Annotated in this window: 26 protein-coding genes; 21 read left to right on the top strand and 5 right to left on the bottom strand. The window is 53.4% G+C overall.

Translation table 11 applies throughout. The annotated features are described in order from the left end of the window. Positions 1 to 37: 37 nt before the first annotated feature. The 18 genes from METH11B_RS0118250 to hypD all read left to right on the top strand — a co-directional run bounded on the left by METH11B_RS0118250 (position 38) and on the right by hypD (position 13,518). Positions 38 to 1,129: a hydrogenase small subunit gene (locus METH11B_RS0118250; protein WP_026603255.1), complete on the top strand. Its 1,092-nt coding sequence runs from the start codon at positions 38 to 40 to the stop codon at positions 1,127 to 1,129. After that, on the top strand, positions 1,129 to 2,925 hold the full coding sequence (locus METH11B_RS0118255) for a nickel-dependent hydrogenase large subunit (protein ID WP_026603256.1): 1,797 nt from the start codon (positions 1,129 to 1,131) through the stop codon (positions 2,923 to 2,925). Before METH11B_RS0118250 ends, METH11B_RS0118255 begins: the two co-directional genes overlap by 1 nt. A gap of 9 nt (positions 2,926 to 2,934) precedes the next feature. Beyond that, positions 2,935 to 3,150, top strand: coding sequence for a hypothetical protein (locus METH11B_RS0118260; RefSeq protein ID WP_026603257.1), 216 nt, complete (start codon positions 2,935 to 2,937; stop codon positions 3,148 to 3,150). Further along, positions 3,147 to 3,842 carry a Ni/Fe-hydrogenase, b-type cytochrome subunit gene (cybH, locus tag METH11B_RS0118265; RefSeq protein WP_026603258.1) on the top strand — a complete coding sequence of 232 codons (696 nt, stop codon included), beginning with the start codon at positions 3,147 to 3,149 and terminating at the stop codon, positions 3,840 to 3,842. Before METH11B_RS0118260 ends, cybH begins: the two co-directional genes overlap by 4 nt. A gap of 89 nt (positions 3,843 to 3,931) precedes the next feature. Next, positions 3,932 to 4,621 (top strand): HyaD/HybD family hydrogenase maturation endopeptidase, encoded by a 690-nt coding sequence (locus METH11B_RS0118270; RefSeq protein WP_026603259.1) that lies wholly within the window; start codon positions 3,932 to 3,934, stop codon positions 4,619 to 4,621. Continuing rightward, positions 4,621 to 4,917 (top strand): HypC/HybG/HupF family hydrogenase formation chaperone, encoded by a 297-nt coding sequence (locus METH11B_RS0118275; RefSeq protein ID WP_026603260.1) that lies wholly within the window; start codon positions 4,621 to 4,623, stop codon positions 4,915 to 4,917. Before METH11B_RS0118270 ends, METH11B_RS0118275 begins: the two co-directional genes overlap by 1 nt. Next, positions 4,914 to 5,336 (top strand): hydrogenase, encoded by a 423-nt coding sequence (locus METH11B_RS0118280; RefSeq protein WP_026603261.1) that lies wholly within the window; start codon positions 4,914 to 4,916, stop codon positions 5,334 to 5,336. The genes METH11B_RS0118275 and METH11B_RS0118280 overlap by 4 nt, the downstream gene beginning before the upstream one ends. Positions 5,337 to 5,546: 210 nt before the next feature. After that, a complete protein-coding gene (locus METH11B_RS0118285) occupies positions 5,547 to 5,786 on the top strand; it encodes a type II toxin-antitoxin system CcdA family antitoxin (RefSeq protein WP_026603262.1) in 240 nt (79 codons plus the stop codon). A gap of 1 nt (position 5,787) precedes the next feature. After that, positions 5,788 to 6,105, top strand: coding sequence for a CcdB family protein (locus tag METH11B_RS0118290; protein ID WP_026603263.1), 318 nt, complete (start codon positions 5,788 to 5,790; stop codon positions 6,103 to 6,105). Between the two features lie 473 nt (positions 6,106 to 6,578). Continuing rightward, positions 6,579 to 7,883: an ankyrin repeat domain-containing protein gene (locus METH11B_RS0118295; protein WP_026603264.1), complete on the top strand. Its 1,305-nt coding sequence runs from the start codon at positions 6,579 to 6,581 to the stop codon at positions 7,881 to 7,883. A 404-nt stretch (positions 7,884 to 8,287) separates the two neighbouring features. Further along, on the top strand, positions 8,288 to 9,136 hold the full coding sequence (locus METH11B_RS0118305; protein WP_026603266.1) for a hydrogenase expression/formation protein: 849 nt from the start codon (positions 8,288 to 8,290) through the stop codon (positions 9,134 to 9,136). Further along, the gene (locus METH11B_RS0118310) at positions 9,133 to 9,354 is read left to right on the top strand and encodes a rubredoxin (RefSeq protein WP_026603267.1); all 222 of its coding nucleotides are present in this window, start codon (positions 9,133 to 9,135) and stop codon (positions 9,352 to 9,354) included. Before METH11B_RS0118305 ends, METH11B_RS0118310 begins: the two co-directional genes overlap by 4 nt. A gap of 2 nt (positions 9,355 to 9,356) precedes the next feature. After that, entirely contained in the window at positions 9,357 to 9,818 is a 462-nt protein-coding gene (gene hybE, locus METH11B_RS0118315; RefSeq protein ID WP_026603268.1) for a [NiFe]-hydrogenase assembly chaperone HybE, read from the top strand. Then, positions 9,819 to 10,976: a nickel-dependent hydrogenase large subunit gene (locus METH11B_RS0118320; RefSeq protein WP_026603269.1), complete on the top strand. Its 1,158-nt coding sequence runs from the start codon at positions 9,819 to 9,821 to the stop codon at positions 10,974 to 10,976. Between the two features lie 19 nt (positions 10,977 to 10,995). Next, the gene (hypA, locus tag METH11B_RS0118325; RefSeq protein ID WP_026603270.1) at positions 10,996 to 11,337 is read left to right on the top strand and encodes a hydrogenase maturation nickel metallochaperone HypA; all 342 of its coding nucleotides are present in this window, start codon (positions 10,996 to 10,998) and stop codon (positions 11,335 to 11,337) included. Then, on the top strand, positions 11,337 to 12,155 hold the full coding sequence (hypB, locus tag METH11B_RS0118330) for a hydrogenase nickel incorporation protein HypB (protein WP_026603271.1): 819 nt from the start codon (positions 11,337 to 11,339) through the stop codon (positions 12,153 to 12,155). The genes hypA and hypB overlap by 1 nt, the downstream gene beginning before the upstream one ends. A 29-nt stretch (positions 12,156 to 12,184) precedes the next feature. Further along, positions 12,185 to 12,412 carry a HypC/HybG/HupF family hydrogenase formation chaperone gene (locus tag METH11B_RS0118335; protein ID WP_026603272.1) on the top strand — a complete coding sequence of 76 codons (228 nt, stop codon included), beginning with the start codon at positions 12,185 to 12,187 and terminating at the stop codon, positions 12,410 to 12,412. Next, positions 12,409 to 13,518 (top strand): hydrogenase formation protein HypD, encoded by a 1,110-nt coding sequence (gene hypD / locus METH11B_RS0118340; RefSeq protein ID WP_026603273.1) that lies wholly within the window; start codon positions 12,409 to 12,411, stop codon positions 13,516 to 13,518. The genes METH11B_RS0118335 and hypD overlap by 4 nt, the downstream gene beginning before the upstream one ends. A gap of 73 nt (positions 13,519 to 13,591) precedes the next feature. Here hypD and METH11B_RS0118345 read toward each other — a convergent pair whose 3' ends face one another. Continuing rightward, positions 13,592 to 13,849, bottom strand: a complete 258-nt coding sequence (locus METH11B_RS0118345; protein WP_026603274.1) for a hypothetical protein — start codon at positions 13,847 to 13,849, stop codon at positions 13,592 to 13,594. A gap of 236 nt (positions 13,850 to 14,085) precedes the next feature. Here METH11B_RS0118345 and hypE point away from each other — a divergent pair, with 236 nt between their 5' ends. Then, positions 14,086 to 15,129, top strand: coding sequence for a hydrogenase expression/formation protein HypE (hypE, locus tag METH11B_RS0118350; protein WP_026603275.1), 1,044 nt, complete (start codon positions 14,086 to 14,088; stop codon positions 15,127 to 15,129). Beyond that, positions 15,129 to 17,441, top strand: a complete 2,313-nt coding sequence (gene hypF / locus METH11B_RS0118355) for a carbamoyltransferase HypF (RefSeq protein ID WP_026603276.1) — start codon at positions 15,129 to 15,131, stop codon at positions 17,439 to 17,441. The genes hypE and hypF overlap by 1 nt, the downstream gene beginning before the upstream one ends. 52 nt (positions 17,442 to 17,493) lie before the next feature. Here the strand turns inward: hypF and METH11B_RS0118360 are convergent, their stop codons facing one another. The 3 genes from METH11B_RS0118360 to METH11B_RS0118370 all read right to left on the bottom strand — a co-directional run bounded on the left by METH11B_RS0118360 (position 17,494) and on the right by METH11B_RS0118370 (position 22,175). Beyond that, the gene (locus tag METH11B_RS0118360) at positions 17,494 to 20,592 is read right to left on the bottom strand and encodes an efflux RND transporter permease subunit (protein WP_026603277.1); all 3,099 of its coding nucleotides are present in this window, start codon (positions 20,590 to 20,592) and stop codon (positions 17,494 to 17,496) included. Between the two features lie 187 nt (positions 20,593 to 20,779). Further along, on the bottom strand, positions 20,780 to 21,466 hold the full coding sequence (locus tag METH11B_RS0118365; RefSeq protein ID WP_026603278.1) for a hypothetical protein: 687 nt from the start codon (positions 21,464 to 21,466) through the stop codon (positions 20,780 to 20,782). Between the two features lie 58 nt (positions 21,467 to 21,524). Further along, positions 21,525 to 22,175, bottom strand: a complete 651-nt coding sequence (locus METH11B_RS0118370) for a PEP-CTERM sorting domain-containing protein (protein WP_081733833.1) — start codon at positions 22,173 to 22,175, stop codon at positions 21,525 to 21,527. A 352-nt stretch (positions 22,176 to 22,527) separates the two neighbouring features. Between METH11B_RS0118370 and METH11B_RS0118375 the strand changes: the two genes are divergently transcribed. Further along, the gene (locus METH11B_RS0118375) at positions 22,528 to 23,754 is read left to right on the top strand and encodes an HD-GYP domain-containing protein (protein WP_026603280.1); all 1,227 of its coding nucleotides are present in this window, start codon (positions 22,528 to 22,530) and stop codon (positions 23,752 to 23,754) included. 152 nt (positions 23,755 to 23,906) lie between these two features. On the opposite strand, the gene METH11B_RS0118380 is transcribed toward METH11B_RS0118375, so the two are convergent. After that, complete coding sequence (locus METH11B_RS0118380; protein ID WP_026603281.1) at positions 23,907 to 24,587, bottom strand: VPLPA-CTERM sorting domain-containing protein; 681 nt, start codon at positions 24,585 to 24,587, stop codon at positions 23,907 to 23,909. Positions 24,588 to 24,887: the final 300 nt, after the last annotated feature.

The raw sequence follows: 24,887 nt of genomic DNA on the forward strand, positions 1-24,887 counted from the left end.
GTCACTTTAATTAGCCACAACGACGACTGGAGTGTCCATGATCGAAACCTTTTACGATGTGATGCGCAGGCAAGGCATCACCCGCCGCAGTTTTCTGAAATTTTGCAGTTTAACCGCCGCCTCGCTGGGCCTATCGCCGGCATTCGCGCCGAAAATTGCCCACGCGATGGAAACCAAGCCGCGTATCCCGGTATTGTGGCTGCACGGCTTGGAATGCACCTGTTGCTCGGAGTCGTTTATTCGCTCCGGCCATCCGCTAGCCAAAGACGTGATTTTGTCGATGTTGTCGCTGGATTACGACGACACCATCATGGCCGCCGCCGGCCATAATGCCGAAGCTATCGTCACCGAGATTGTCGAAAAATACAAAGGCAATTACATTCTGGCCGTAGAAGGTAATCCGCCGCTGGCCGAAGACGGCATGTATTGCATCATCGGCGGCAAGCCGTTTGTTGAGCAACTGAAATATGCCGCAGAGAGTTGCAAAGCTATCATTTCCTGGGGTTCTTGCGCTTCTTGGGGTTGCGTACAAGCCGCCAAGCCTAATCCCACTCGGGCGACGCCGGTACATAAAGTCCCCGGTTTAGCCGACAAGCCGATTATTAAGGTGCCTGGTTGCCCACCGATTGCGGAAGTGATGACCGCCGTGGTGGCTTATCTATTGACCTTCGACAAATTGCCGACCCTGGATAAACAAGGCCGGCCGCAAATGTTCTACAGCCAGCGCATCCACGACAAATGCTATAGACGGCCGCATTTCGATGCCGGCCAGTTTGTCGAACAATGGGACGACGAAGCCGCCCGCCAAGGTCATTGCCTTTACAAAATGGGTTGCAAAGGACCGACCACTTATAACGCCTGCTCCACGGTGAAATGGAACGAAGGCACCTCCTTTCCGATTCAATCGGGCCACGGCTGTATCGGTTGTTCCGAGGATGGTTTCTGGGATAAAGGCAGCTTTTACGACCGCCTCACCGGCATCAATCAATTTGGTATCGAAGCCAACGCCGATGTGGTCGGCGGAACCGCCGCAGCGATTGTAGGTGCCGGCGTCGCCGCGCATGCGGGTTTGACGGCCTTGAGTCGCGCCAAACAGTCCGGGGATAAACAACCAGGAGCAGAACAATAATGACAGTCCGAAACACCCCCAATGGTTTTAATTTAAACGACGCCGGTCGCCGCGTCGTGGTCGATCCGGTTACCCGCATCGAAGGCCACATGCGCTGCGAAGTCAACATCGACGACGACAACATCATCCGTAACGCTATCTCCAGCGGCACCATGTGGCGCGGCCTGGAAGTGATTTTAAAAGGCCGCGATCCGCGCGACGCCTGGGCCTTCGTGCAACGCATTTGCGGCGTCTGCACCGGTACCCACGCATTGACCTCGGTGAGGGCGGTCGAAGATGCCTTGAAAATCAAGATCCCGGAAAATGCCAATTCGATCCGCAACATCATGCAGCTCAGTCTGCAAGCGCACGATCACTTGGTGCATTTCTATCATTTGCATGCCTTGGACTGGGTGAATCCGGTCAATGCTTTGAAGGCCGATCCGGTGGCAACCTCTGCTTTGCAGCAACAGATTTCGCCGAGCAATCCCAAGTCTTCGCCGGGCTATTTCCGCGACACGCAAAACCGCCTGAAAAAGTTCGTCGAATCCGGCCAGCTCGGCCCGTTCAAGAACGGTTACTGGACTAATCCGGCCTATTTGCTGCCACCGGAAGCCGATTTGCTGGCCGTGACCCATTATCTGGAAGCGCTGGATTTTCAAAAAGACATCATGAAAATCCGCACCATCTTCGGCGGCAAAGATCCGCATCCGAATTGGCTGGTCGGCGGCGTGCCGTGCGCGATCAATCTGGACGGTGTTGGCGCGGTCGGCGCTATTAATATGGAGCGGCTGAATCTGGTGTCCTCCATCATCGACCGCACCATCACCTTTATCGATCAGGTTTATATTCCGGATTTACTGGCGATTGCTCAGTTCTACAAAGGCTGGATGTACGGCGGTGGTTTGGCCGGCGCCAGCATGCTGTCTTACGGCGATATTCCGGACAAGGCCAACGATTACTCCGCCGCTAACCTCTTAATGCCGCGCGGCGCGATCATCAACGGCGATCTGACGAAAGTTCATGAAGTGGACTTGACCGACCCAGAGCAAATCAAGGAATACGTACCGCACTCCTGGTACAGATACCCGGACGAAGCGCTGGGTCTGCATCCTTATGACGGCATCACCGAACCGAACTACAAAATCGGCGCCAAAACCAAGGGCGACCGCACCAATATTCAGGAACTGGACGAAAGCGCCAAATATTCCTGGATCAAAGCCCCACGCTGGCGCGGCCACGCTATGGAGGTTGGCCCGCTAGCCCGTTACGTAATTGGCTATGCGCAAGGCAACAAAGAAATCACCGAGCAAATCAATTTTGTCCTGAAAACTCTGGACGTGCCGGTCAGTGCCTTGTTCTCGACCTTGGGCAGAACCGCCGCGCGTGGTTTGGAAGCGCAATGGGCCGCCGGCAAGATGCGCTATTTCATGGACAAACTAATCACCAATCTGAAAGCCGGCGATCTCAGCACGGCTAATGTCGAGCGTTGGGATCCGGAAACCTGGCCGAGCAACGTCAAAGGCGTCGGTTTCACCGAAGCCCCGCGCGGCGCATTGGGTCATTGGTTGAAAATCGAAGATACCAAAATCGCCAACTATCAATGCGTGGTGCCGACCACCTGGAACGGTTCGCCCCGCGACGAGCAAGGCAATATCGGCGCGTTCGAGGCTTCTTTGATGAACACCAAGGTCGAGGTGCCGGACGAACCCGTGGAAATTTTGCGCACACTGCATAGTTTCGACCCGTGTTTGGCTTGCTCCACGCATGTGATCAGCCCCGACGGTACAGAATTAACCCGCGTCCAAGTCAGATAAGGAATAGCCATGAAAAATTTGTTTTCGATTCTGTTTCTGCTGGCCCTGGCCGGCAATGCCCAAGCGCACAGCCATCCAGGCATCGACAGCCTAACGCATGCCGTCGAACATATGTTTTTGCTGCAAGGTTTATCTATGCCCTATGCCTTGGGTGCCAGTCTATTGCTACTGGTGCTGGCGGTGGCTGGGGTGTGGTGGGCTAGCCGGTGGCGGAGACCCTTATGAGCGCGCCGCTTGCTCCGGTTTATGTCTACGAACTGCCGGTTCGCCTATGGCACGGCATCAACGCGCTGGCGATCACGGTGTTGGCGGTCAGCGGTTATCTGATTGCATCGCCGTTGCCTTCACCGGGCGGCGAAGCTAGCGAGCATTTTCTGATGGGTTACATCCGCTTCGCGCATTTTGCTGCGGGCTATGTGTTGGCGATCAGTTTGCTCGGGCGTTTGTATTGGGCGTTTGCCGGCAACGAGCATGCCCGGCAAATCTTTCTGCCACCGCTCTGGCAAGCGCATTTCTGGGACGGTGTCCTGCAAGAAGTCTTGTGGTATGCCTTTCTGACCAAGTCGCCGCGCCACTACATCGGGCATAACCCGCTTGCGATCTTGGCGATGCATTTCGTGTTGGTGTGGGGCTCTCTGTTCATGATCTTCACTGGCTTTGCCTTGTACGGCGAAGGTGAGGGCCAAGGCAGTTGGCAATACACGCTGTTCAGCAGTTGGTTGTTGCCGCTGTTTGGCGACAGCCAAACCGTGCACACCTGGCATCATCTGGTGATGTGGTTCATCGTCTGCTTCGTGTTGATTCATGTTTATGTCGCGGTCCGCGAGGATAAATTGTCCGGGCAGAGCATGCTTTCGACGATTGTGAGCGGCTGGCGCACTTTTAAAGACGACAAACCGGTGGACGATGCCCATTAAATTCGTAGGGTGGGCACGGTTTTTGTGCCCACGCGGAATCGAACGGTGGGCACTTGATTGTGCCCACCCTACGCTTGTCTGAGCGAGCCATGGCAAGTACTCCATCCAACAACATCCTGCTGCTCGGCATCGGCAACCTGCTTTGGGCTGACGAAGGCTTTGGCGTGCGCGTTATCGAGCATCTGCAAAAGCACTACCGTTTCCCGGATAACGTGCAAGTGGTGGATGGTGGTACGCAAGGCGTATACCTGATTGAACATGTGCAAGCGGCGGACGTGCTGGTGGTGTTCGACGCGGTGGATTACGGCTTGCTGCCGGCCACCATGAAGCGCGTTGAAAATGACGAGGTGCCGAATTTCCTGGGCGCGAAGAAAATGAGCCTGCACCAAACCGGCTTTCAGGAAGTATTGGCCCTGGCGCAAATGCTCGGTCAATATCCCCAGCATTTACTGCTGATTGGCGTGCAGCCGGAAGAACTAGAAGATTACGGTGGCAGCTTGCGGCCCGCCGTCAAAGCGCAAATTCAACCGGCTATTGAAATGGCTCTGTCTTATCTGCAAACGTTCGGCGTCGTTGCTGAGTGCGTGGACACGCCGCAAGTATTGGCCGATCCGATCTTGAATATCCAACGCTACGAACAAGAACGCCCCTCACCCGAGCAAGCCTGTCGGCTCGGGGATGAACGCATCGTATTATCCGCTGCCTTTGAGGTGAAGCCACCGTCTGCGTCTGACTTGCCCAGTCTGCAAGTCGATGTAGATTACCGGGGCAAATACTGATGTGCATCGGCATCCCCATGCAAGTCATTGAACCCCTCGGCGATTCCGCGCTGTGCGAGTATCGCGGCCAAACCACGCTGATCGACATGATGTTGGTGGGCGAACAAGTCGCCGGCACTTGGTTGCTGGTATTTCTGGATGCGGCTCGGGAAGTTATCTCAGCAGAACGCGCCGCACAAATCGCCGATGCCTTGGAAGCCATGCGTTTAGCCATGCAAGGTGAAACCAACTTCGATCATTTATTCGCCGATCTGGTCGACCGCGAACCCGAACTGCCGGAGTTTTTAAGAACATGAGCACACCCTTGCTGGAGCAACTGCAAACCCGCCATGGCCTGCCGCTGCTGGATGCCGATGGTTATGATTTATTCGTACACGGTCGTGACACCGTTGTACTGTTCTTTGCCAACGATCCCATGATGTTTCCGGAAAGCCACGATGTGGCCGTGATTTTGCCGGAGTTGTTAAAAGCCTTTGCTGGGCGTTTACACGGTGCGGTGATCGATAAATCCATCGAACGCGAATTGCAGGCCAGGTTTAGATTTACCAGTTGGCCGTCTTTGGTGTTTTTGCGCGGCGGTGAGTATCTGGGCGTGATTACCGGGATTAAGGATTGGGCGGAATACGGGCAGGAGTTTGCGCGGATTTTGGCCGCCGAGCCGGGGCAGCCGCCGGGGTTTGATCTTGGGAAGGTTTGTGGGGTTGGGCATGCTTAGTTTTCAAAAAATGTAGGTTGGGTTAGCTCGATAGAGCGTAACCCAACATTCGAAGCCAAAAGCCAGTTTTCTGGCTAGCGCGCTTTTTGGTCGAGGATTAAGTTCTCACCGGCTCTTTAACAATTTGGTGTCACTATTGCGCAGTACTCCAACAGTCTTTATGTTGGAGTACAATGCGCATAATAAAGCCGTACTCATGGAGACAACATCATGGCAGCCACGAACAGCGCCTCAAAGAAAGCCACCAACATCACCTTGTCTGCCGATGTGCTCGCAGAGGCCAAGGCATTGAATATCAATATTTCGCAGGCCTGCGACCGACACCTGCGCGAGTTGGTGCGCGGCGAAAGAGAGAGGCGTTGGCAGCAAGAGCATGCCGAGTTTATCGCAGCCTACAACCAAACGATTGAGCAAGACGGTTTGCCGCTAGACGAATGGCGGTCTTTCTGAAATGGCGCGTTTCGATGTTTACCGCAATAGCAGTACAACGTCTGACGACGTACCGTATCTGCTGGATGTGCAAAGCGATGTCTTGAATTCTTTGGAGAGTCGAGTCGTCGTACCGCTGCGCCGGCTTGATCGCTTTCCGGCAGTCAAATTACCCACTAATTTGAGCCCGATTGTGGTGGTCGATGGTCTTGAGTGTGTGTTGGAAACGCCGAAATTGGCAGCTGTTCCGGCTCGGATTTTGAAATCACCGATTATGTCGTTGGAAGCGCAGCGGTTTGAGATAGGGGCCGCGTTGGATTTTTTGTTTCAGGGGTTTTGATTGATTTGGTGTCGCTATCGCGACGGTTTTTTCGAAGTCGGTTTCACGAAAAACATCCCTGTTTTTCGCCCTACGGGTGCTTCGCATGCAAATCGGCAATCCTGCCGATTTGTCGGCCCGACAGCCGAAATACTTTCTTTTGCGTGACCAAAAGAAAGTATCCAAAGAAAAGGCCACCCGACATTCCGCCTCAATCCTGCGCTTCTCGCTTTTGGCGAGGGTTTTCGGAAGGGGCTTCCCAGCCCCTCCGAAAACGAGCGGCATCCCTGCCGCTCCCCTGCGGGCTGATCTCGCCAAAAGCTGCGATGCTCGGGGCGGAATAACGGGAACAGCCCACTCCAGCGGTTATTGTGTGTAGCAAAGGTTTTTTGGTGGGTTGGGATGCGAGTGTAAACCCAGTTTTGGCCTATATTGCTGGGTATCGCTTTGCTCTATCCAGACCACGAACTGCCACAAACGTTTTGGAGTGTTTGATGTATCGAATATTGTTGCTGTCATTTTTTTTGCTTCCCGGTTGTCAAACGAATGTCAGACCAGACTCCGCTTGCCAATCCATAATTGAAATTGCCGATGCCGGAAAAATCCAATCTGCGGTGTTACGGGATGACCCTTCCTTGCGTGAATCATTTCCGGCAATACTCAAAACATCAATTTATACCGTTAAAGCAGATCTTAATGGCGATGGCTTTGAAGAGATATTTGGTTCATTTCCAGTCGATGCATCACTTAGTGGGTTAGTTGCTGGAATCAATTCAGACTATGAATTGGCGCTGATAAATTCGGTCCGTGAGCACGGGGATGAAATAAAGGTTAGTGGGGCGCAAGACTTCATCAATCCGATTACTACAGATACTTATGAAAAACGAGTAGTTAAAGTCGATGGTGTACCGTACATCGTTGTATTGAATGCAGGTTATCGAGGACGCCACGCTTTTGTCACTGACGAGAGTTCTCCTAGGGCTGTTTGGCGGGTAACGGACAATTTTCAGCTTGCTGTTGAATGCGAGCTTGAGCAATTTCAAGAAGCGGACGGTAAAAAATATCACCGAATTCTAAAAGATGACGAACGCATTCTTCGGGAAGCTAAGGAAAATCGCACGCCTGATAATAATCCGTGGTATTCGATTAGCCGTTTGCCTGGACTTACTGCTTTTGAGGTAGCGCTTGCCGCAGGCTGGGATATAAATTCATCAGGGGAATACTCAACACCACCACTATGGGTGGCTATTTATGAAAAACGGTTGGATTTGGTCAAAGCGCTCTTGTTAGCGGGTGCTTTGCCAAATGTCTTTCCGGAAGAGCCGGAAAAGGGGCATGAAAACCGATCGGTGACCCCTATTGAATATGCAATTTATCCTGAAGCAGACTACAACCTAGCAAAAATCCTTGTCGAAGCCGTAGGTAGCAACAATTTAAAGATTCAAAATGGTGGTAGCGCATTGTCTGATGCAATTCTTTACGATCAACCGGAAATTGTGGAGCTTTTATTAAATAACGGTGCTGAAATAGACGACCTGTCAGTTGCACAGTGGATGGGAGGGGCCGAAAACGATTCCGCAGAGAAGATGCTCCAACTATTGGTGGCGCATAGATTGAACCTAAACAAGAGTTATAGATTTGAATTTCCAGTTTCGGGAATTAATCGAATCAATGAGACCACGCTGTCTGTCGGTCCAGACATTACATTTGCCGAAAAGCAATTGACCCCGCTTGAGTTTGCGAGATATATGGGGAATAAGCCAGCCGAGAAATTACTTATTCAGGCTGGGGCGAAATAATAAGTCATCCCTAGATGATCGGGGATACATCTTGTGTTCACCTGATTTACCTTTGAATTTCAGAACGGTTTTCTCCCGTTATTCAGCCCCGAGCATCGCAGCTTTTGGCGAGATTAGCCCGATAGGGGAGCGGCAGGGATGCCGCTCGTTTTCGCAGGGCCAGGGATGGCCCTTCCGAAAACCCTCGCCAAAAGCGAGAAGCGCAGGATTAAGGCGGAATTCCGGGTGGCCTTTCTTTTGGTGACTTTTCTTTGGCCAAACAAAGAAAAGTTACTCGGCTGTCGGGCCGAGACCCGACATGCAAAACCATCCTCGCGATAGCGACACCAAATAAACCAACAATCCGACGCCGGATACATTTCGTCTATCCAGCCTACGAACTTAATTCAACAAACAACCAAAATATGACCAGCATATCTCTCCCAATTTTCGGCCAAGGCAGCCAACCCGCCGAGGAAGACGGCGTCGAACTCGACTATCTGGCGATGCCGGAAGAAATGGCGACCTACCGGATGCCGACCATTTCGGTGGACTTGAATGCGACCGATTTGGCGCAGGCCAAAACCGTATTGCAGCAACTGGAACAGGATTTGGCAACGTATCCGGCAAGCAGCCAAACCATAGATTTGATATCCCTGGACCAAACCAATCGCCAGTTCGTCGACGAACTGCTCGGCGAAGGCGAAGTCAGCATGCTCTGTAAAGGCGCGCAAACTCTGCGGATTCAGGAATCGGTGCTGGCCGGTGTCTGGCGTTCGCAACGCCTCGACGCGCAAAAGCAGATCGTTACCGATACATTGGAAGTCGGCATCATTCCCCAAGCCATCCTGCAAACCGCATTTGCCGATGCCGCCAAGCATATCGATACTGACATGAGCGCGCTGCCGGACGGTGTGATGAACGCACCGCCGTTGTTGGCGGAGTTGAATGCCAAGATCGCCGAGTATCAACCCGGCACCGAAGCGCATATCATCAACTTGAGTTTGCTGCCGCAAACCGAGCAGGATTTGGCGTTTCTGGAGCAACGCTTGGGCAAGGGCGCGGTGACGATTTTGTCGCGCGGTTACGGTAATTGTCGGATCGACGCTACCGCCACCCACAATGTCTGGTGGGTGCGGTATTTTAATTCGCAGGATACGTTAATCCTGAATACGCTGGAAGTCAGCGAGGTGCCGAACGTAGCTTGTGCGTCCGCGGAAGACATCGCCGATAGCCATCAGCGTTTGCAGGAAATTTTGCAGGTGTATTTGTGAGCGAAGGCTTTTTTGCCGGGGCATACGGCGGCGATGCCTCGCGCTTGCCGGCGGAAGCCAAGTTGGAATGCAAGATTTGCTGGCATGTCTATGACCCGGCTGAGGGCGATGCCGTTTGGCAAGTGCCGCGCGGTACCGCGTTTGCCGACCTGCCCGACCATTGGAGTTGCCCGCAATGCGGCGCACCCAAACAAGGTTTTTTGGTGTTGGACGATTAATTATGCAATGGCAGGACGGTGAGCAGATTCGGCAGACCTTGGACGCGGTGTTTAACGATATTCTGACCACGCGGATGCAGGATATGCCATTGCTGAATCCGGCATTGGCGGTGCGAGCCCTCGGATTTAATCGCTACAACGCCGATTGGGTGGGCTTATTGATTACGCCATGGTTTATGAATCTGTTGCTGCTGCCAGGCGCGGATAGCCAATGGCCGGCGCAAGCGCCAGGAACCAAGTTTGAACAGACTTTTCCCTACGGCAGTTTCGAGTTTGTCGTCGCTGACGAAGTGCTATTGGGGCGCTACGCGCAATGTTCGCTATTTTCGCCGATGTTTCAATTTGCCGATCAGGCGGCGGCCGTGACTGCGGCGAAAAGTGCTTTGCAAGCTTTGCTAGCCGCTCCCGCGCCACGAGCCATCAGTCGTCGCGATTTGTTGCGCGGCAATCTGGCAAGACCTTAAGTGACGCCGGCGGGCGAGATTACTATCGAACTGACGCATCGTGCCGGCCAGGTCGGTGCGGTGAAGATAGACTCGACTCGGCCCGAAGCGGCGCGGGTGTTTCGCGGCAAAACCCCGGAACAGCTGTTGAGTATGGTGCCGCTGCTATTTTCCCTGTGTAGCAATGCTCAGGCTTACGCCGCATTACTGGCTTGTCGCGCCACGCTGAGCTTGGACGCCGAGCCGGAAGCGGATGCCGCTCGGGAATGTTTGCTGCAACTGGAAACGGTCCGCGAACACGCTTGGCGGATATTACTGGATTGGCCGGTTTTGCTGGACCAGCCTGCCGATAAGATCGCGCTTGCGGCGCTTTTAAAATTGGATAGACAGTTCAAATCGTGTTTATTTAAAGATGGCGAGGCGTTTAAGCTGGATAGCCAGTTGCAGATCGACGGACCGTTTTTGCAGACTTTGCTTGTTGAATTGACCAGCTTGATTGATCAAGCGATTTTTGCTGGTGGCCTCAGCGGATTTCTGGCGATTTCGGACGAAGCGCATTTGCGCGACTGGTTGGATGAAAATACAGGATTGGCAGCGCAACTATTGAATGCCGTATATCAACGCGATTGGCCGGCGCTGGGGAGCAGCCTTGTGGTGGGTTTGCCGGAATTGGATCCGGCAGAACTGGACAGGCAGATGCAAAACACAGATCCTTTGGGCTTCTGTCGGACGCCGCAGTGGCAGGGTTGCTGTTTTGAGACGACGCCTTTGAGTCGTCAGCAAGCGTCACCCTTGCTCGCGGATTTGCATAGCCGTTACGGCAATGGTTTGTTGCTGCGCTGTGTTGCCGTGTTAATGGAAGTGGCAGTAATCCCGCGGGGAATAAGCTCAATGGCTGGCATGATGTCGGCATACGCGGCTGATGACGTTGGCTTGGCGCAAGTCCAAGCCGCGCGCGGCTTATTGATTCATCGCCTGGAGTTGCGTCAAGGCAGGGTGTACGATTACCGCATAGTGGCTCCGACCGAATGGAATTTTCACCCCGATGGTGTGTTGGCCCAAAGTTTAAAGTCTTTGCAAGCGGACGCTGTCGATGGCTTGCGGCAGCAGGCGGAATGGCTGATTAACGCGGTGGACCCCTGTGTGCAATACCGACTGGTGTTAACGCCGGAAAACTGAAATTTACAGAGCAATCATCATGCACGAAATGTCGCTCTGCGAGAGCGTGTTACAGATTATCGAACAACAGGCCAAGGCCCAGCAATTTGCCAAAGTCAAAACCGTGTGGCTGGAGATTGGCGCTTTGTCCGGTGTGGAGCCGGATGCGATGCGGTTTAGTTTTGAAGTGGTGATGCAAGGTTCGCTCGCAGACCAGGCCCGCTTGGAGATTATCGACGTGCCGGGTGTGGCTTGGTGCATGCCCTGCGGCTGTGAGGTGCTGGTGCGACAGTTATACGACGAATGCCCGCACTGCGGCAGTCATCAATTACAAATCGTCGACGGCGATCAAATGCGAATTAAAGAACTGGAGGTAGAGTAATGTGCGGCGTATGCGGCTGCGGCGAGGGCCCTATTCACTCGCACGACGAACCACACGATCACGAGCATGCTCATGATCACAGCCATGACCACGGACATCATCGTCACGAACATACTGCAGAACATTCTCATGCGCCAGGTTTGACGCAGGCACGGATGGTACAGATTGAGCAGGATATTCTGGCTAAGAACAATCGTTATGCCGACGAAAACCGCCGCTATTTCAGTGAACGCGGCATGCTGGCTTTGAATCTGGTGTCCAGTCCCGGCTCCGGCAAAACCACGCTCCTGACCGAAACCATTCTGCGGTTGAAAGAGGAGTTAAGCATCGCGGTGATCGAAGGCGACCAACAAACCGCCCGCGATGCCGACCGCATTCGCGCTACCGGCGTGCCGGCACTGCAAATCAATACCGGCAAGGGCTGCCATTTGGACGCGCATCGGGTGGGTCACGGTTTGGAAAGTTTGAATCTACCCGAGCATAGCCTGCTGTTTATCGAAAACGTCGGTAACTTGGTGTGCCCATCGGCCTTTGACTTGGGTGAGGCGCATAAAGTGGTGATCCTGTCGGTCACCGAGGGCGAAGACAAGCCAATCAAATACCCGGATATGTTTCACGCCGCCGACTTGATGATCTTAAACAAAACTGATCTGCTGCCTTATTTGGATTTCGACAGTGCTCAATGCATCCAATATGCGAAGCAAGTTAACCCACGCATCAAGGTGTTGTCCTTATCGGCGAAGACCGGTGAGGGCATGGAAAACTGGTTGACCTGGTTGCGCGCGGAGATGGCCTTGCAGCGGATAGCGTATGCTTAACCGACGTTGCCGCAAATTTTAATACCGCTATGTGCTTAGCCCTACCTGCCCAAATTACCGATATTGATTTTGCGACCCAGATGGCGACGGTGTCGGTGGACGGCGTCAAGGTGGAAGTGTCGTTGGCTTTGGTGGATGATGTGAAAGTCGGCGATTACGTGCTGGTGCACGTCGGTTACGCGCTAAACAAGATCGACGAGGACGAAGCCCTGAAAACCTTGGCATTGTTTGCCGAAGCGGGTCTAAGCGCATCATGAAGTACATCGACGAATTCCGTCAGCATGATGTAGCAAAGCAATTGGCGCAGGTCATTGCCCAAACCGTTAATCCAGATCGGCATTACCGGCTAATGGAGTTTTGCGGCGGCCATACCCATGCGATTTTTCGTTACGGCGTGCAGGATTTAATGCCGAGCAATGTCGAGTTCATTCACGGCCCCGGCTGCCCGGTGTGTGTGTTGCCGACGGGACGCATCGACAACGCGATTCAATTGGTGGAACAGCACGACGTAATCCTCTGCACTTATGCCGATCTGATGCGAGTGCCGGGTGGCGGCAGGCAAAGTCTGATGAAAGCCAAAGCGGCCGGCGGCGATATTCGAATGGTTTATTCCACCCAAGACGCCTTGAAAATCGCCCGGGATAACCCGGACCGGCAAGTCGTGTTTTTTGCGATTGGCTTTGAGACCACCACCCCGCCCACAGCCGTTGCCATCAAACAGGCACAGACCGAAGGGCTGACTAATTTCTCGGTGTTTTGCAACCATGCACTCACCCCGTCAGCAATGCAGGCTATTTTGGATGCGCCGGAGCCGGTGGCTATCGACGCTTTTCTTGGCCCCTCGCATGTGAGCAGCGTGATCGGTAGCAAACCCTACGAAATCTTCTCTGAACATTACGCCAAGCCCATTGTCATCGCCGGTTTCGAACCGCTGGATGTGATGCAGTCGTCCTTGATGCTGATTCGGCAATTGAACGATGGCCGGCATGAAGTGGAAAACGAATACAGCCGGGCGGTGACGCGCGACGGCAACGTTAAAGCCCAAGCCTTGATGGCCGAGGTGTTTGAGTTGCGTCCGCAATTTGAATGGAGAGGCTTGGGACTGATTCCGAATAGCGCATTGAAATTACAAGCTGCTTATGCCGAATTTGACGCCGAACAGCGCTTCGAAATGCCGGCTATCAAAGCCAGCGATGTCAAAGGCTGCGAATGTCCCGCCATCCTGCGCGGCGCGAAAAAACCGCAAGATTGCAAATTATTGGGCACCGTTTGCACCCCGGAAAACCCTATGGGCTCGTGCATGGTGTCGTCTGAAGGCGCGTGTGCTGCGTATTGGAGTTATGGACGGCTGCGGCAAGTGTAGGCGTAAAAAGGTGGACACAGATAAAGTGTCCACCTGGATCACCCCGACTTAAAGCGGGGTGAGTAAACTGGGCTTATTTATAGATTTCTGCGGCAGCGGCTTTCAATTTCGCGTCATTGCCTTGCATTGGTTTCATCATTTCGTTTTTAGACGCTTTAGCGCCGGCGACCAATTCGTCAGCGGTTTTGAATTTGGCTTTCAAAGCGTCAACAGCCGGCGCCACGGAGCCGTTGTGGCAACCTTTACAGGTGTCCGCCTCGCCAGCAGATGATAGGGAAGGAATTAAAGCAACAGAAGCAATCGCCAGCAGTGCAAAAATTTTAGTTTTCATTGTGGTTTCCTCGTGATTGTAGTTATTTTACCGAGCGGTGAGCGCTAACACTGTTTGACATCAGTATCCGGAGCCAACCGACGGTGCTGATGAATTTTTCACCGGCGGAAGTTTTCTATCACAGCCTGAAATGCGAAGCAAACATCTCGCGATGCTGTGGGAGTTTTTAAGTGGTTTGCTGTGCATGCCTTACGAGCTTGTCCGCCATGAATTCTTTCAAAAACGAGACCTGAACTATGCCAGAGCGCTATGCTGTCCCTTTAAATCTGAAATCCGGCCACGTCGATCTTAGTCATGGTGGCGGCGGTCGCGCCATGGCGCAATTGATCGACGAGCTGTTCATCAAGCATTTTGACAACGAGCTACTGCGTCAGCATAACGATCAAGCGTTATTCAATGTACCGGCTGGGCGCTTGGCGATCAGCACCGACGGTCATGTGATTTCACCTTTGTTTTTTCCGGGTGGCGACATCGGCTCATTGGCGGTGCATGGTACGCTGAACGACGTGGCGATGTCCGGTGCAAAACCCTTATATCTCTCGGCAGGTTTTATCCTGGAAGAAGGTTTGCCGCTGGCCGATCTGGAAAAAATCGTTATCAGCATGTCTGCCGCTGCCAAGGCTGCCGGCACGCCGATTGTTACTGGCGATACTAAGGTAGTGGAACGTGGCAAGGGCGACGGCGTGTTTATCACCACGACCGGCGTGGGCCTGGTGCCGGATGGAGTGACTATCTCCGGCGACCGTGCTGAGCCGGGTTGCGCGATTTTGCTCAGCGGCAGCATCGGCGACCACGGCGTGGCAATCATGGCCAGTCGCGAAAATCTGCAATTTCAGACCACTATCGTTTCCGATTCAGCGGCCTTGCATGGCTTGGTAGCCGATCTAGTCGCAACAGCGCCGACGGCTTTACGTTGCTTGCGCGATCCGACGCGCGGCGGGTTGGCAACAGCTCTGAATGAGTTGGCCAAACAGTCCGGGGTGGGGATGGTGATCGACGAAGCCAAGATTCCGGTCAAAGCCGAAGTCAAAGCTGCCTGTGAAATCCTCGGCCTAGATCCCTTATATGTCGCCAACGAAGGTAAATTGGTATGCATTTGCGACGCCGCTGCCGCCGACGACTTGTTGGCGGCGATGCGGCAGCACCCGCTGGGTCGCGACGCCGCTATCATCGGCGAAGTCATTGCCGACCAGCACGGCTTCGTGCAGATGACCACGGCTTTTGGTGGTCGGCGTATCGTCGATTGGCCGGTCGGTGAGCAGTTACCGCGCATCTGCTGATGCCTGGCAAAGCCATTCGAGCGCGCGGCGTGGTGCAGGGCGTCGGGTTTCGACCGACGATCTGGCATTTGGCGCGCCAGCACGGCTTGACCGGATCGGTGTGGAACGACGGCGAAGGGGTGATGATTCATGTCTTCGGAGACTCGCAAGATTTGATCAACTTTATTGCACAAATCCCGCAGCAGTTGCCACCCTTAGCACGCCTGGATAGTTTGGAAGTTGATGAATTGCCGGGCATCGCGCCTGATGAATTTACGATTATGGCTAGCCGTCACAATGGCATCGATACCCCGATTGCCGCTGATGTCGCGACCTGTCCGGAGTGTTTGGCGGATAGTGCCGATCCGCACAATCGCCGCTATCGCTATCCCTTCACCAATTGCACTCATTGCGGCCCGCGCTTGTCTATTGTGCGCAGCGTCCCCTATGACCGGCCCAACACCAGCATGGCGGCATTTCCCATGTGTCCGCACTGTCAACAGGAATACAATGATCCAGCCGACCGGCGCTTTCACGCTCAGGCTAATTGTTGTCCAGCGTGTGGTCCGAGCTTGTGGCTGGCGGATCATCAGGGGCAGACTTTGGCAGCGGATGATCCGATTGGCCGTACCGCCGAATTGATCCGCCAAGGTTACATCGTCGCCATCAAAGGACTGGGAGGTTTTCATCTTGCTTGCGATGCCAGCAATGCTGAGGCTGTCGATAGACTCCGGCAGCGTAAGCGCCGCTATGCTAAACCGTTTGCTTTGATGGCAAAGGATCCGGCGATGGTTAGCCGTCATGCGTCCCTAAGTCCACTGGAACTGTCTGCCTTGCAGCATCGCGCTGCGCCGATTGTGCTGTTGCCAGCCCGAGGCGACCAACTTCCTCCCGGTATCGCGCCGGGTGACGACAAGCTCGGTTTCATGTTGCCTTATACACCCTTGCATACCTTGTTGATGCAAGAACTGGACAGTCCTATCGTCTTAACCTCCGGCAATATCAGCGACGAACCGCAATGTATCGATAATAGCCAAGCACGGGAAAAACTCGCGGGCATCGCCGATTATTGGCTCCTGCACGACCGCGACATTGTCAATCGTCTGGATGATTCGGTGGTGCGTTTGATGGATGGACAGATGCGGATGTTGCGCAGGGGCCGAGGTTTTAGTCCGGAGGCACTGAGTTTGCCGGCTGGTTTTAAGGATGCAAGCAATATCCTGGCGATGGGTGCCGAATTAAAAAATAGCTTTTGCTTACTGAAAAACGGCCAAGCCATCGTCAGCCAGCATATCGGCGATTTGGAAAATGCCGTCGTGCAGCAGGATTACCGGCAAGCCATCGATTTGTACCTAAAACTTAACGATTTTCGTTCGAACCAGATCGTTGTCGATGAGCATCCCGGCTATCTGTCGACCCAATACGGACAGGCTTTGGCGGCGACCGAGGGGATCGAACTTGTCAGTGTTCAGCATCATCACGCCCATTTTGCGGCTTGCCTGGCGGAACACAGTGCGGGTTTGGATGCACCGCCGGTATTGGCGGCAATTTTCGATGGCCTGGGTATGGGCGTAAACGGCGAGTGGTGGGGTGGCGAGTTTTTGTTCGGCGATTACCGCAGATGCGCGCGGCTGGGGCATATTCAACCCATCGCTATGCTGGGCGGTACACAAGCGATGCGCGAGCCTTGGCGGAATACTTATGCGCAATTGCGGCATTATTTTGACTGGCAAACTTTGGCACGCGATTATGCGGATTTGGACATCATTCAGTTACTAGCCGGCAAACCCTTGCTGACGCTGGATACGATGTTGGCAAAAAATCTCAACTCGCCGCTCAGCAGTTCCTGCGGACGTTGGTTCGATGCCTTTGCCGCCGCGTTGGGCTTGCATGCCGAGCACGTTCATTACGAAGGCCAAGCGGCTATTGCGCTGGAGGTTTTAGCGACGCCGCTATTCGCGGAAGAACAGCCTTACCAGCGAGCCTGGTCTTTGGGCCTTAGCGGCGGGTTGGTGGTACTAAGCTGGCAAGGACTATGGCTAGCGGTGTTGGACGATCTGCAACGCGGCACCGACAAATCTCGCATTGCCGCCCGCATCCACCAAAGCCTGGCGGCGGCAACCGTCGAGTTGCTGAATCGATTGAGCAGCCAAACCGGCGCAAATAGTATCGTCTTAAGCGGCGGCGTATTTCAAAACCGCTTGCTGCTGGAAGCGGTGAGCGAACAATTGCGCCAACACGGTAAAACGGTGCTATCACCGCAACGCTATCCGATGAACGACGGTGGCTTGGCTTTAGGGCAGGCGGCGATTGTCGTGGCTGTTAAGCTATAACTAACGTACCTCTACTGCCTATTTTATAGGCGAATATCAAGCATTCAGGCTATCAAACCTGCTTCTCAAACGCCACCTCAAACCGGCCATAACGCTGCAAAATAGCCGGCAACAACAATAAATTCAATACGGTCGAAGACGTCAAGCCGCCGATGATGATGGCAGCCATCGGCCCCATGATTTCCCGGCCCGGATTGTCGCTGCCTATCGCAATCGGCAGCATCGCCAGTGCCGTGACCAACGCAGTCATCAGGATGGCCGGCAGGCGTTCTTGGGCGCCGCGAATCAAGGTCTCCGTCGACCAGATTTGACCTTCCAGCTCAACCAGATGGCGGTAATGAGAGATCAGCATGATGCAGTTGCGCACGGTGATGCCGAACAAGGTAACGAAGCCGACGAAAGAGCCGACCGACAGCGTGGCGTCGGTGATCACGACCGCCGCCACGCCGCCCAATAGGGCAAACGGCAGATTCAGCAAGGTCAGCAGCATGTGTCGCAGGCTACCCAAGGCAATGAACACGAAAATCAGCACGCCGGCACCGGCCAGCAGGGCGTGGATGATCAGCGTTTCGCGGGCCTTGGCTTGTTCCAGCGCCGCACCGATGAACTCCGGGTAGCTGCCGTCGCGCCAACTGATCTCGTTTTGTACCCGCTGTTTCAGTTCCGTCATAAATGCATCCATATCCCGCTCTTCCACCTTGCAAGTAACGGTCTGAATGCGCTGTGCACCTTGATGCAGGATGTTATAGCGGCCTTCGCCGTGGCGGATTTCGGCCACTTCGCCAAGCAGCACCCGCTTGCCTTCCGTGTTTTTCAACTGCAACTGAGCCAGGTAATCCGGTTGGCTGCGCCATTCCGGGGCCAATGCTACCGCGACATTGAAAATCCGGTTGCCTTGCAGATGTTTGCCGACGATGCGACCTTCGTAAGCGGTTTGCAGGGCGCTCATCACTTGGGCCGGGCTGATGCCGCGAAACTTCAACTGCTCCAAATTGAGTTCTACTTGCAGCATGGCCGTGGCCGGCGGCGAGCGCAGTTGCACGTCTTCCGCGCCGGGAATCGTATTGATTAGCGTGGAAAGCTGTTGGGCCTTGCGGTCGAGTTCGGCTAAATCGTTGCCGTAGATATTGACTACCACCGGCGCGGTGTAACCGGAAATGGTCTCGTCGACCCGTTCAGTTAAAAAGGTATTGGCTTCAAAATTGATGCCGGGGAATTGTTCTAAAACCTCGCGTAAGCGGTCCTGCACCTGCTGTTGTTCTTGGCCGGATGATGGTTTTAAGCGCACTTCGTATTCGCTGTAATGGCTACCGTAGGTATCGGCGCCGCGTTCGGCGCGGCCAGCCCATTGTGACACCGATTCCACGCCGTCGATAGCCGTGATTTGCTCGGTGAGTAAACTGCCGACGCGAATCGATTCCTGCAAGGACGTACCCGGCACGCTGGCGGTGTGGACGATGAAATGGCCTTCGCGTAGTTCCGGCAGAAACTTATGATCCAAACGCAGAAACGCGGCCACGCCGATGAGGCAGGCTACCGCACCTATCGCCATCACGGCTTTGAAGTGCCTGATAGCCCAGAGTAATTGCTTGGCATACAGTGGTTTAAGCCGGCGCAACAAGGGAGGATCGCTGTCGTCCGGCAGTTTGTTACGAAACAGTAAATGGCATAGAGCCGGTGTCAGGGTTAACGCCACCAGCAACGACATCAAAATCGCCAGAATATAAGACACGCCCAGCGGCGCGAACAAGCGGCCGCTGACGCCATCCAAGGTCAGCAACGGTACAAATACCAAGGCGACGATGAAACTGGCGTAAACCACCGAGCTACGTACTTCCAGCGAAGCTTGATAAATCACCGTTTCAGCGCTATCGGGGAAGATTTTTAAACGATTTTCGCGTAGGCGTCTAAAGATGTTTTCGGTGTCGATGATGGCGTCGTCCACCACTTCGCCCAACGCAATGGCCAGCCCACCGAGCACCATGATATTTAAGTTGATGCCGCATTCTAAGAGTACTATCGCGGCGGTCAGCAGCGACAACGGAATGGCAGTGGCGGCGATAAAGGCACTGCGCAGATTGAATAAGAACACATACAGCACCACCAGTACGAACAGACCGCCGATCAGTAAATGTCCGGACAAATTATGCACCGAGGTTTCGATGTAATCGGCTGGCCGGAACAAGTGAGAATAGAAATCCACGGACTGTTGTTTAAAAATCGGTTGAAATTCCTCTAACACGCTTTCCACCTGCCGCGACACCGACAAGGTATTGGCGCCATACTGGCCGATCACCATCATCACGATGCCGGGCTTACCCATGATTTGCGCCGCACCTATGGGAGGCTCGGCGCCATAACCGATCTGCGCGACATCGCCCAAGGTCACGTTCATGCCGTCCTGGCGTTTGACGACCAGCTGTTTGAACTGCTCGGGATTGGCTGGCTGGCCACTGATTTGTAGTGTAAAACGCTGGTTGGCGTTTTCAATGAAGCCGGCACCGTTCAGTTCCGCCGCACCGGCCGCCGCGTTGACAATGTCGTCTATCGACAGATTGAAGCGCTGTAAGGCCGCCGGTTGTAACTGCACCTGTAGTTGCTGGATGTCGCCGCCGAACACATTCACATCGGCCACGCCCGGAACAGCCAGCAGGCGTGGCACTAAGCTCCAGTCCACCAAGCTGCGTAGTTCCATCAGCGTCTTACTATCCGAATGCATGCCTATCGTCAATACTGTAGCCGACGAGGACGACAGCGGTACCGCTACGGGCATACCGACGCCCGCCGGCAAGCGTTGGCTTAGACTGTTCAGGCGTTCGCTGACCAATTGCCGATTGCGATATACATCGCTGTGTTCGTTAAACGTCGCGGTAACGATGGATAAGCCCTGAATAGACTGCGAACGCAAGTTTTGCAGACCAATCAGGCCGCTGATACTGTTCTCAATTTGCTGGGTGACCAGCACTTCCACTTGCTCGGCGGCCAGGCCGGGTGCTTCGGTCTGGATGATGACTTGCTTAGGCGAGAACTCCGGGAAAATATCCAGGCCGGCGTTCGCCAGACGGTAAATGCCGTAAGCGAATAGCAGTAGCGCCAGGGCCACGACGATGCCGGAATAACGGATGGAAAAACGGACCAGAAGTGCGAGCATGAGCGACGAAAGGGATTAAATAGCGGGCTATTGTGCCTTGTCGGTCAGGATTGGTCCATGTTGATACGCCGCCCCGGCTATGCGGGGAGGAAGAAGCGCTAGCTCTGCGGTGTTTTCCGAGCGGAATAGTGCTTAAAAAATCACCTCCGCACTAGAGGCGGAGGTGAGCGTTGTAGATTTTTGAGAATCAGGAAAGTGATTTTTTGCGGGATACGGCGATGAAGCCCAATAATGCCGAACCCATTAATCCAAAGGCCGCAGGCACAGGAACAGGAACAGGAACTGGGGTCGTGGTAGTTAACAGCCTGAACTGTCCGTCCCACTTTGCCGGGCCGGTGAAGTTCAAGCGAAAACTATGCAGGTTGGTAAACACCGCAAGATTGGTGAAGTCGCTGAAACTTACCAAGTAATTATTGTTGCCGGTAAACGTTTTGATACCTGAGCTTGAGCTGCCGTTGGCTACCATTTCCACATTGACACCCAGGTCGATTGCCAACACCTCCAGTAGGATGGCGTTGCCGTGAGCGCTTAAATCAAGTGGGTCGAAATTCCACAGAATGGAGGCGCTCCCGGCTGAACGGCCGTCATTTGATATGATCAGCTGGTTACCGCCGGAAACGATTTCCGTGGTGTTGGCTGACGCGGTTCCCGAGGCTTCGGCGATAAAGGTCCTTGAGGCATTGCTCAGGTCCGTGCCGGTAAGAACAGATACTGTATCGCTGGTAGAGCCTGAGCTACTGCCGTCGTCGAATACGGTTTGAGAATGGCTGAAATTATCAATCGTCAGTATACCTGCTTGGCTTGGGCTGGATAGCGCTAAGCCCAGGCTTAGAAGCAAAGGCGCGAGGTTTTTGTGAAAATGTTTAGCATTCATGTGAATTATCCGTGATCAGAATTGAAATTTGGAAATCAGAAGATTTTGACGGCAGGCGTTAAACGGCTACTAATTTTTGGCGTTTGCCTACGGTAATGCCCAAAGCGCCTATGATCAATAAAGCGGTGACGGAAGGTTCGGGGACCGTTGATAACTGGCTGAAGTCAGCGTCCCAAGCGGCATTGGTACCCCGCAATTTCAGCTCCAGACTGTTTAGATTCTTGAAAGCCGCGGGATTCGAGAATTGTGAGAAGTCGAATCTAATAGTGCTGGGCGAACCGATTGCAACGCTGGCCAAATTCTGAAAACTTAGCATCGAAGTGCCGTTGGCGATCATTTGAATTTGGTAACTGGCATCGCTAGATTCGGTCGTTAGCAGTATCGCGTTAGCGAAAGCAGTAAAGTCGACGGCAGCGAAATTGTAAAAGATGCTGGCGGTACCTGTTGAATTGCTACTGTTCCCGACCGTCAACAAGCCATCTTCCACAAAAATTCTGGTGGTACCGCCTGGGGTAGGGCTGGAATTTAATGTTCGTTGCAAATTGCTTAGATTTGATCCGGATACATTAACTGGGCCGTTGACGTTGTTAGTGGTGGATTGACGGTTGGCAAAATTATCGATCACTGTTGCCGACTCGGCGGCTTGAGTGAATAAGGCTAAAATCAGGATTAATCCGGATAAGGGCATTTTCGGCATTACAGAATTCATGTCGATTCCTTTTTGTCAGTGGCTGAAAGATAAGTGATTCGCTTGCAAGCCATTGGGTTGCATAGTGCGTCAATCTAACTAAGCATTAGTGGTGCCAATTTAATTTAAATTAATCCAATCAATTATTTAAATGTGATTTGGTAGTAATTTTTCAGTTAAGCAGCTGACAGCCGGGGCAGATGTTGCGACAGTTTTGGCAGGATGGCATGGAGCTGTCATGTCCGGCTTTTAGTAGTAAGCGAAGTTGCTGTTTGTCGTCGTGGTGAGTGAGTTGGAATGTTTGTGATACTTTGCCGATCTTTTCAAAGTACGATAGCATCGTACTAACACCTTCAATCTGGAGTCCAGCCTAATGGATAGTCAACATATCGATTTGCACCGCTCCATCATCTCCCTGAGTTGTGCGCTGGATTTAGTCGGTATCGACGAAGTGAAACACGGCAAGCGGGTCGCGATGATGGCTTGGCATATTGCCGGTAAGCTCGATTGGTCAGCTGTCGATAGATTGAGCATTCTATATGCCGGCATGCTGCACGATTGCGGGGTGGCGAAGGTTCGCGAGCATAGGCATTTGACCGAATCGTTGGAGTGGGACGGCGCCGAGGCACATTGCTTACGCGGCGCGGAATACTTACAAGCCTGCCCACCGCTGGCCTATCTGGCAGAGGAGATTCGCTACCATCACACGCGCTGGGAGCAATTAGTTGAGTTGCCGCTGGCGCCTCGTGTGCGGTTGCGTGCCAATCTGTTGTTTCTGGCTGATCGGATTGATGTGTTGCAAGTCCCGTATTTGGCCAGCGAACAAATTCTGGTGGCCGCGCCCAAAATAGTGGAGCGATTACTGAGCTATTCGGGATCGCTGTTTGCGCCTGAGCTGTTGGCTGCGTTTGCGGAACTGGCGAAAAGCCAGGCGTTTTGGCTGGCGATGGATCCGGATTATTTGGATGAGGATTTACGCGAATTGGGGCGCGACTTGCCGACGGTAGACTTGGCTTATCCTTCGCTGCGGGAAATGGCGCGGCTATTTTCGCGAGTGGTGGATGCGAAAAGCCCGTACACCGAGCAGCATTCTGAACGGGTTGCGCAAATCTCCAGGCAATTGGCATTGGATTTGGGGGTGACTGGTTGCGATCTGGAGCAGGTGGAAATTGCTGGTTTATTGCACGATCTTGGCAAATTGCGGGTTTCCGAAGACATCATCGACAAACCGGGTAGCCTGACCCCTGAAGAACGGGCCTGCATGCAGCGGCACAGTTACGATACTTACCGAATTTTGCAGCGGGTATTTACCGACTCTAAGATTCCGCAATGGGCTGGCTTGCACCACGAAAATCTGCGTGGCGAAGGCTATCCGTTCAAGACTATCGGCAAGTCTTTGGAGTTGGAGTGTCGGATTATCAGCGTCGCTGATATTTTTCAGGCCTTGGCGCAGTCCCGCCCCTATCGCGAGGGTATGTTATTGGCTGGCATTATCGAGCATCTGCGGCAACGCGTGGCTGAAGGCGTATTGGATGGCGAGGTGGTTGCTAAGTTGATCGAGAATGCGGACGTTTATTACGAACTGGCGCAAGGCAATTGATCAATGGCTTAAACCGGCCGCCAAAGCACTGTGCTTGTCCGCGACATATAGGTCTGGGCCTTGTAAAAATATTCGCTCGAAGCCGAAAACACAAAAGCCGAAGGCATCAATACACGCCTCCGGCTTTTAGCGACAGCGAACTAAACCGCTGATTACGCTTGGCGTTGTTTTCTGGTATTAAAGCCCATCAAACCGAGTAAGCCGGAACCCATCAGCCAGGCTGCGGCGGGAACCGGTACTGAGGTAATTGGGCCGCTTCCGCCATTGTTGTCTAGGCAATATTCAACATAGAGCTCTGCCGCTTTGAAAAAATAATCTTTGCTACCAGAATCCTTCACGCCCAATACGGCCGTCAATGAGGCGAAGCCGGTTTTGGAAAGAAAATCGCTAACATCCAAACTAATATATTGTTTGTAGCCATCGACTTCGGTCCAGCTTGTGGAAACGTTGGAGCCGTTAATCGATGTAATACGGGCGTATTCCTTTCTATCTTTTATCAGGCCATTTGAGTTGGAATCGTCCGCCGATGTTGAGTCATCGCGCAACCATATTTTCAGTAGAGCGTTATTGATAAAGGTGGTGTCCAGCTGATAGTCGAAGTTAAGGGTGTAGCTATTATTGCTGGTATCGCTATCTGCTTTCGAAATTAGCATGCCGCTGCTGCCGCCGGATAAAGTCAGACTCAATGTTTCTAAATCGCAAGACGCTTGGTTGCCGCAGCCACCGTGTCTGGAATCGTTGTCGTGTTCATGTTCAAAACCATTTGACGCAAAGGCGGAGGGAGTGAGCAGGGCCGAAGATAATAGAATGGAAGCAGTCAATAGCGTTTTCATGGCAAGTACCCAGAAGTAATGAATGGAAATTTATCGGAGGCGATTGGACGCAGAACAGGATGTGTGCGGCAAATCAGCTGGTGATCAGTGTATCCAGGTATGTAACTGTGTTTAATTGTCCGTTCGTGCCATGACAATTTTGTCATGGCGGACGGTTTGGACGGAGAGATTGGATTGCCGAGATAGCTTAAGGGCGGTATGGATTACCACCCTACCGAGTCCGCTGTTGAGCGGGATGAAAACCTAACAGAGCTGAATAGTGGCATCAAAAGAGCGAATTCTTAGCTCAGTTGCTTGTAG

The organism is Methylomonas sp. 11b, assembly GCF_000515215.1.
Taxonomy (GTDB): domain Bacteria; phylum Pseudomonadota; class Gammaproteobacteria; order Methylococcales; family Methylomonadaceae; genus Methylomonas.

Bases quoted from the DNA above. Each gene is read 5' to 3' on its own strand.
- METH11B_RS0118250 (WP_026603255.1), top strand. From the start codon at position 38: ATGATCGAAACCTTTTACGATGTGATGCGCAGGCAAGGCATCACCCGC.
- METH11B_RS0118255 (WP_026603256.1), top strand. From the start codon at position 1,129: ATGACAGTCCGAAACACCCCCAATGGTTTTAATTTAAACGACGCCGGT.
- METH11B_RS0118260 (WP_026603257.1), top strand. From the start codon at position 2,935: ATGAAAAATTTGTTTTCGATTCTGTTTCTGCTGGCCCTGGCCGGCAAT.
- cybH (WP_026603258.1), top strand. From the start codon at position 3,147: ATGAGCGCGCCGCTTGCTCCGGTTTATGTCTACGAACTGCCGGTTCGC.
- METH11B_RS0118270 (WP_026603259.1), top strand. From the start codon at position 3,932: ATGGCAAGTACTCCATCCAACAACATCCTGCTGCTCGGCATCGGCAAC.
- METH11B_RS0118275 (WP_026603260.1), top strand. From the start codon at position 4,621: ATGTGCATCGGCATCCCCATGCAAGTCATTGAACCCCTCGGCGATTCC.
- METH11B_RS0118280 (WP_026603261.1), top strand. From the start codon at position 4,914: ATGAGCACACCCTTGCTGGAGCAACTGCAAACCCGCCATGGCCTGCCG.
- METH11B_RS0118285 (WP_026603262.1), top strand. From the start codon at position 5,547: ATGGCAGCCACGAACAGCGCCTCAAAGAAAGCCACCAACATCACCTTG.
- METH11B_RS0118290 (WP_026603263.1), top strand. From the start codon at position 5,788: ATGGCGCGTTTCGATGTTTACCGCAATAGCAGTACAACGTCTGACGAC.
- METH11B_RS0118295 (WP_026603264.1), top strand. From the start codon at position 6,579: ATGTATCGAATATTGTTGCTGTCATTTTTTTTGCTTCCCGGTTGTCAA.
- METH11B_RS0118305 (WP_026603266.1), top strand. From the start codon at position 8,288: ATGACCAGCATATCTCTCCCAATTTTCGGCCAAGGCAGCCAACCCGCC.
- hybE (WP_026603268.1), top strand. From the start codon at position 9,357: ATGCAATGGCAGGACGGTGAGCAGATTCGGCAGACCTTGGACGCGGTG.
- hypA (WP_026603270.1), top strand. From the start codon at position 10,996: ATGCACGAAATGTCGCTCTGCGAGAGCGTGTTACAGATTATCGAACAA.
- hypB (WP_026603271.1), top strand. From the start codon at position 11,337: ATGTGCGGCGTATGCGGCTGCGGCGAGGGCCCTATTCACTCGCACGAC.
- METH11B_RS0118335 (WP_026603272.1), top strand. From the start codon at position 12,185: ATGTGCTTAGCCCTACCTGCCCAAATTACCGATATTGATTTTGCGACC.
- hypD (WP_026603273.1), top strand. From the start codon at position 12,409: ATGAAGTACATCGACGAATTCCGTCAGCATGATGTAGCAAAGCAATTG.
- METH11B_RS0118345 (WP_026603274.1), bottom strand. From the start codon at position 13,849: ATGAAAACTAAAATTTTTGCACTGCTGGCGATTGCTTCTGTTGCTTTA.
- hypE (WP_026603275.1), top strand. From the start codon at position 14,086: ATGCCAGAGCGCTATGCTGTCCCTTTAAATCTGAAATCCGGCCACGTC.
- hypF (WP_026603276.1), top strand. From the start codon at position 15,129: ATGCCTGGCAAAGCCATTCGAGCGCGCGGCGTGGTGCAGGGCGTCGGG.
- METH11B_RS0118360 (WP_026603277.1), bottom strand. From the start codon at position 20,592: ATGCTCGCACTTCTGGTCCGTTTTTCCATCCGTTATTCCGGCATCGTC.
- METH11B_RS0118365 (WP_026603278.1), bottom strand. From the start codon at position 21,466: ATGAATGCTAAACATTTTCACAAAAACCTCGCGCCTTTGCTTCTAAGC.
- METH11B_RS0118370 (WP_081733833.1), bottom strand. From the start codon at position 22,175: ATGAATTCTGTAATGCCGAAAATGCCCTTATCCGGATTAATCCTGATT.
- METH11B_RS0118375 (WP_026603280.1), top strand. From the start codon at position 22,528: ATGGATAGTCAACATATCGATTTGCACCGCTCCATCATCTCCCTGAGT.
- METH11B_RS0118380 (WP_026603281.1), bottom strand. From the start codon at position 24,587: ATGAAAACGCTATTGACTGCTTCCATTCTATTATCTTCGGCCCTGCTC.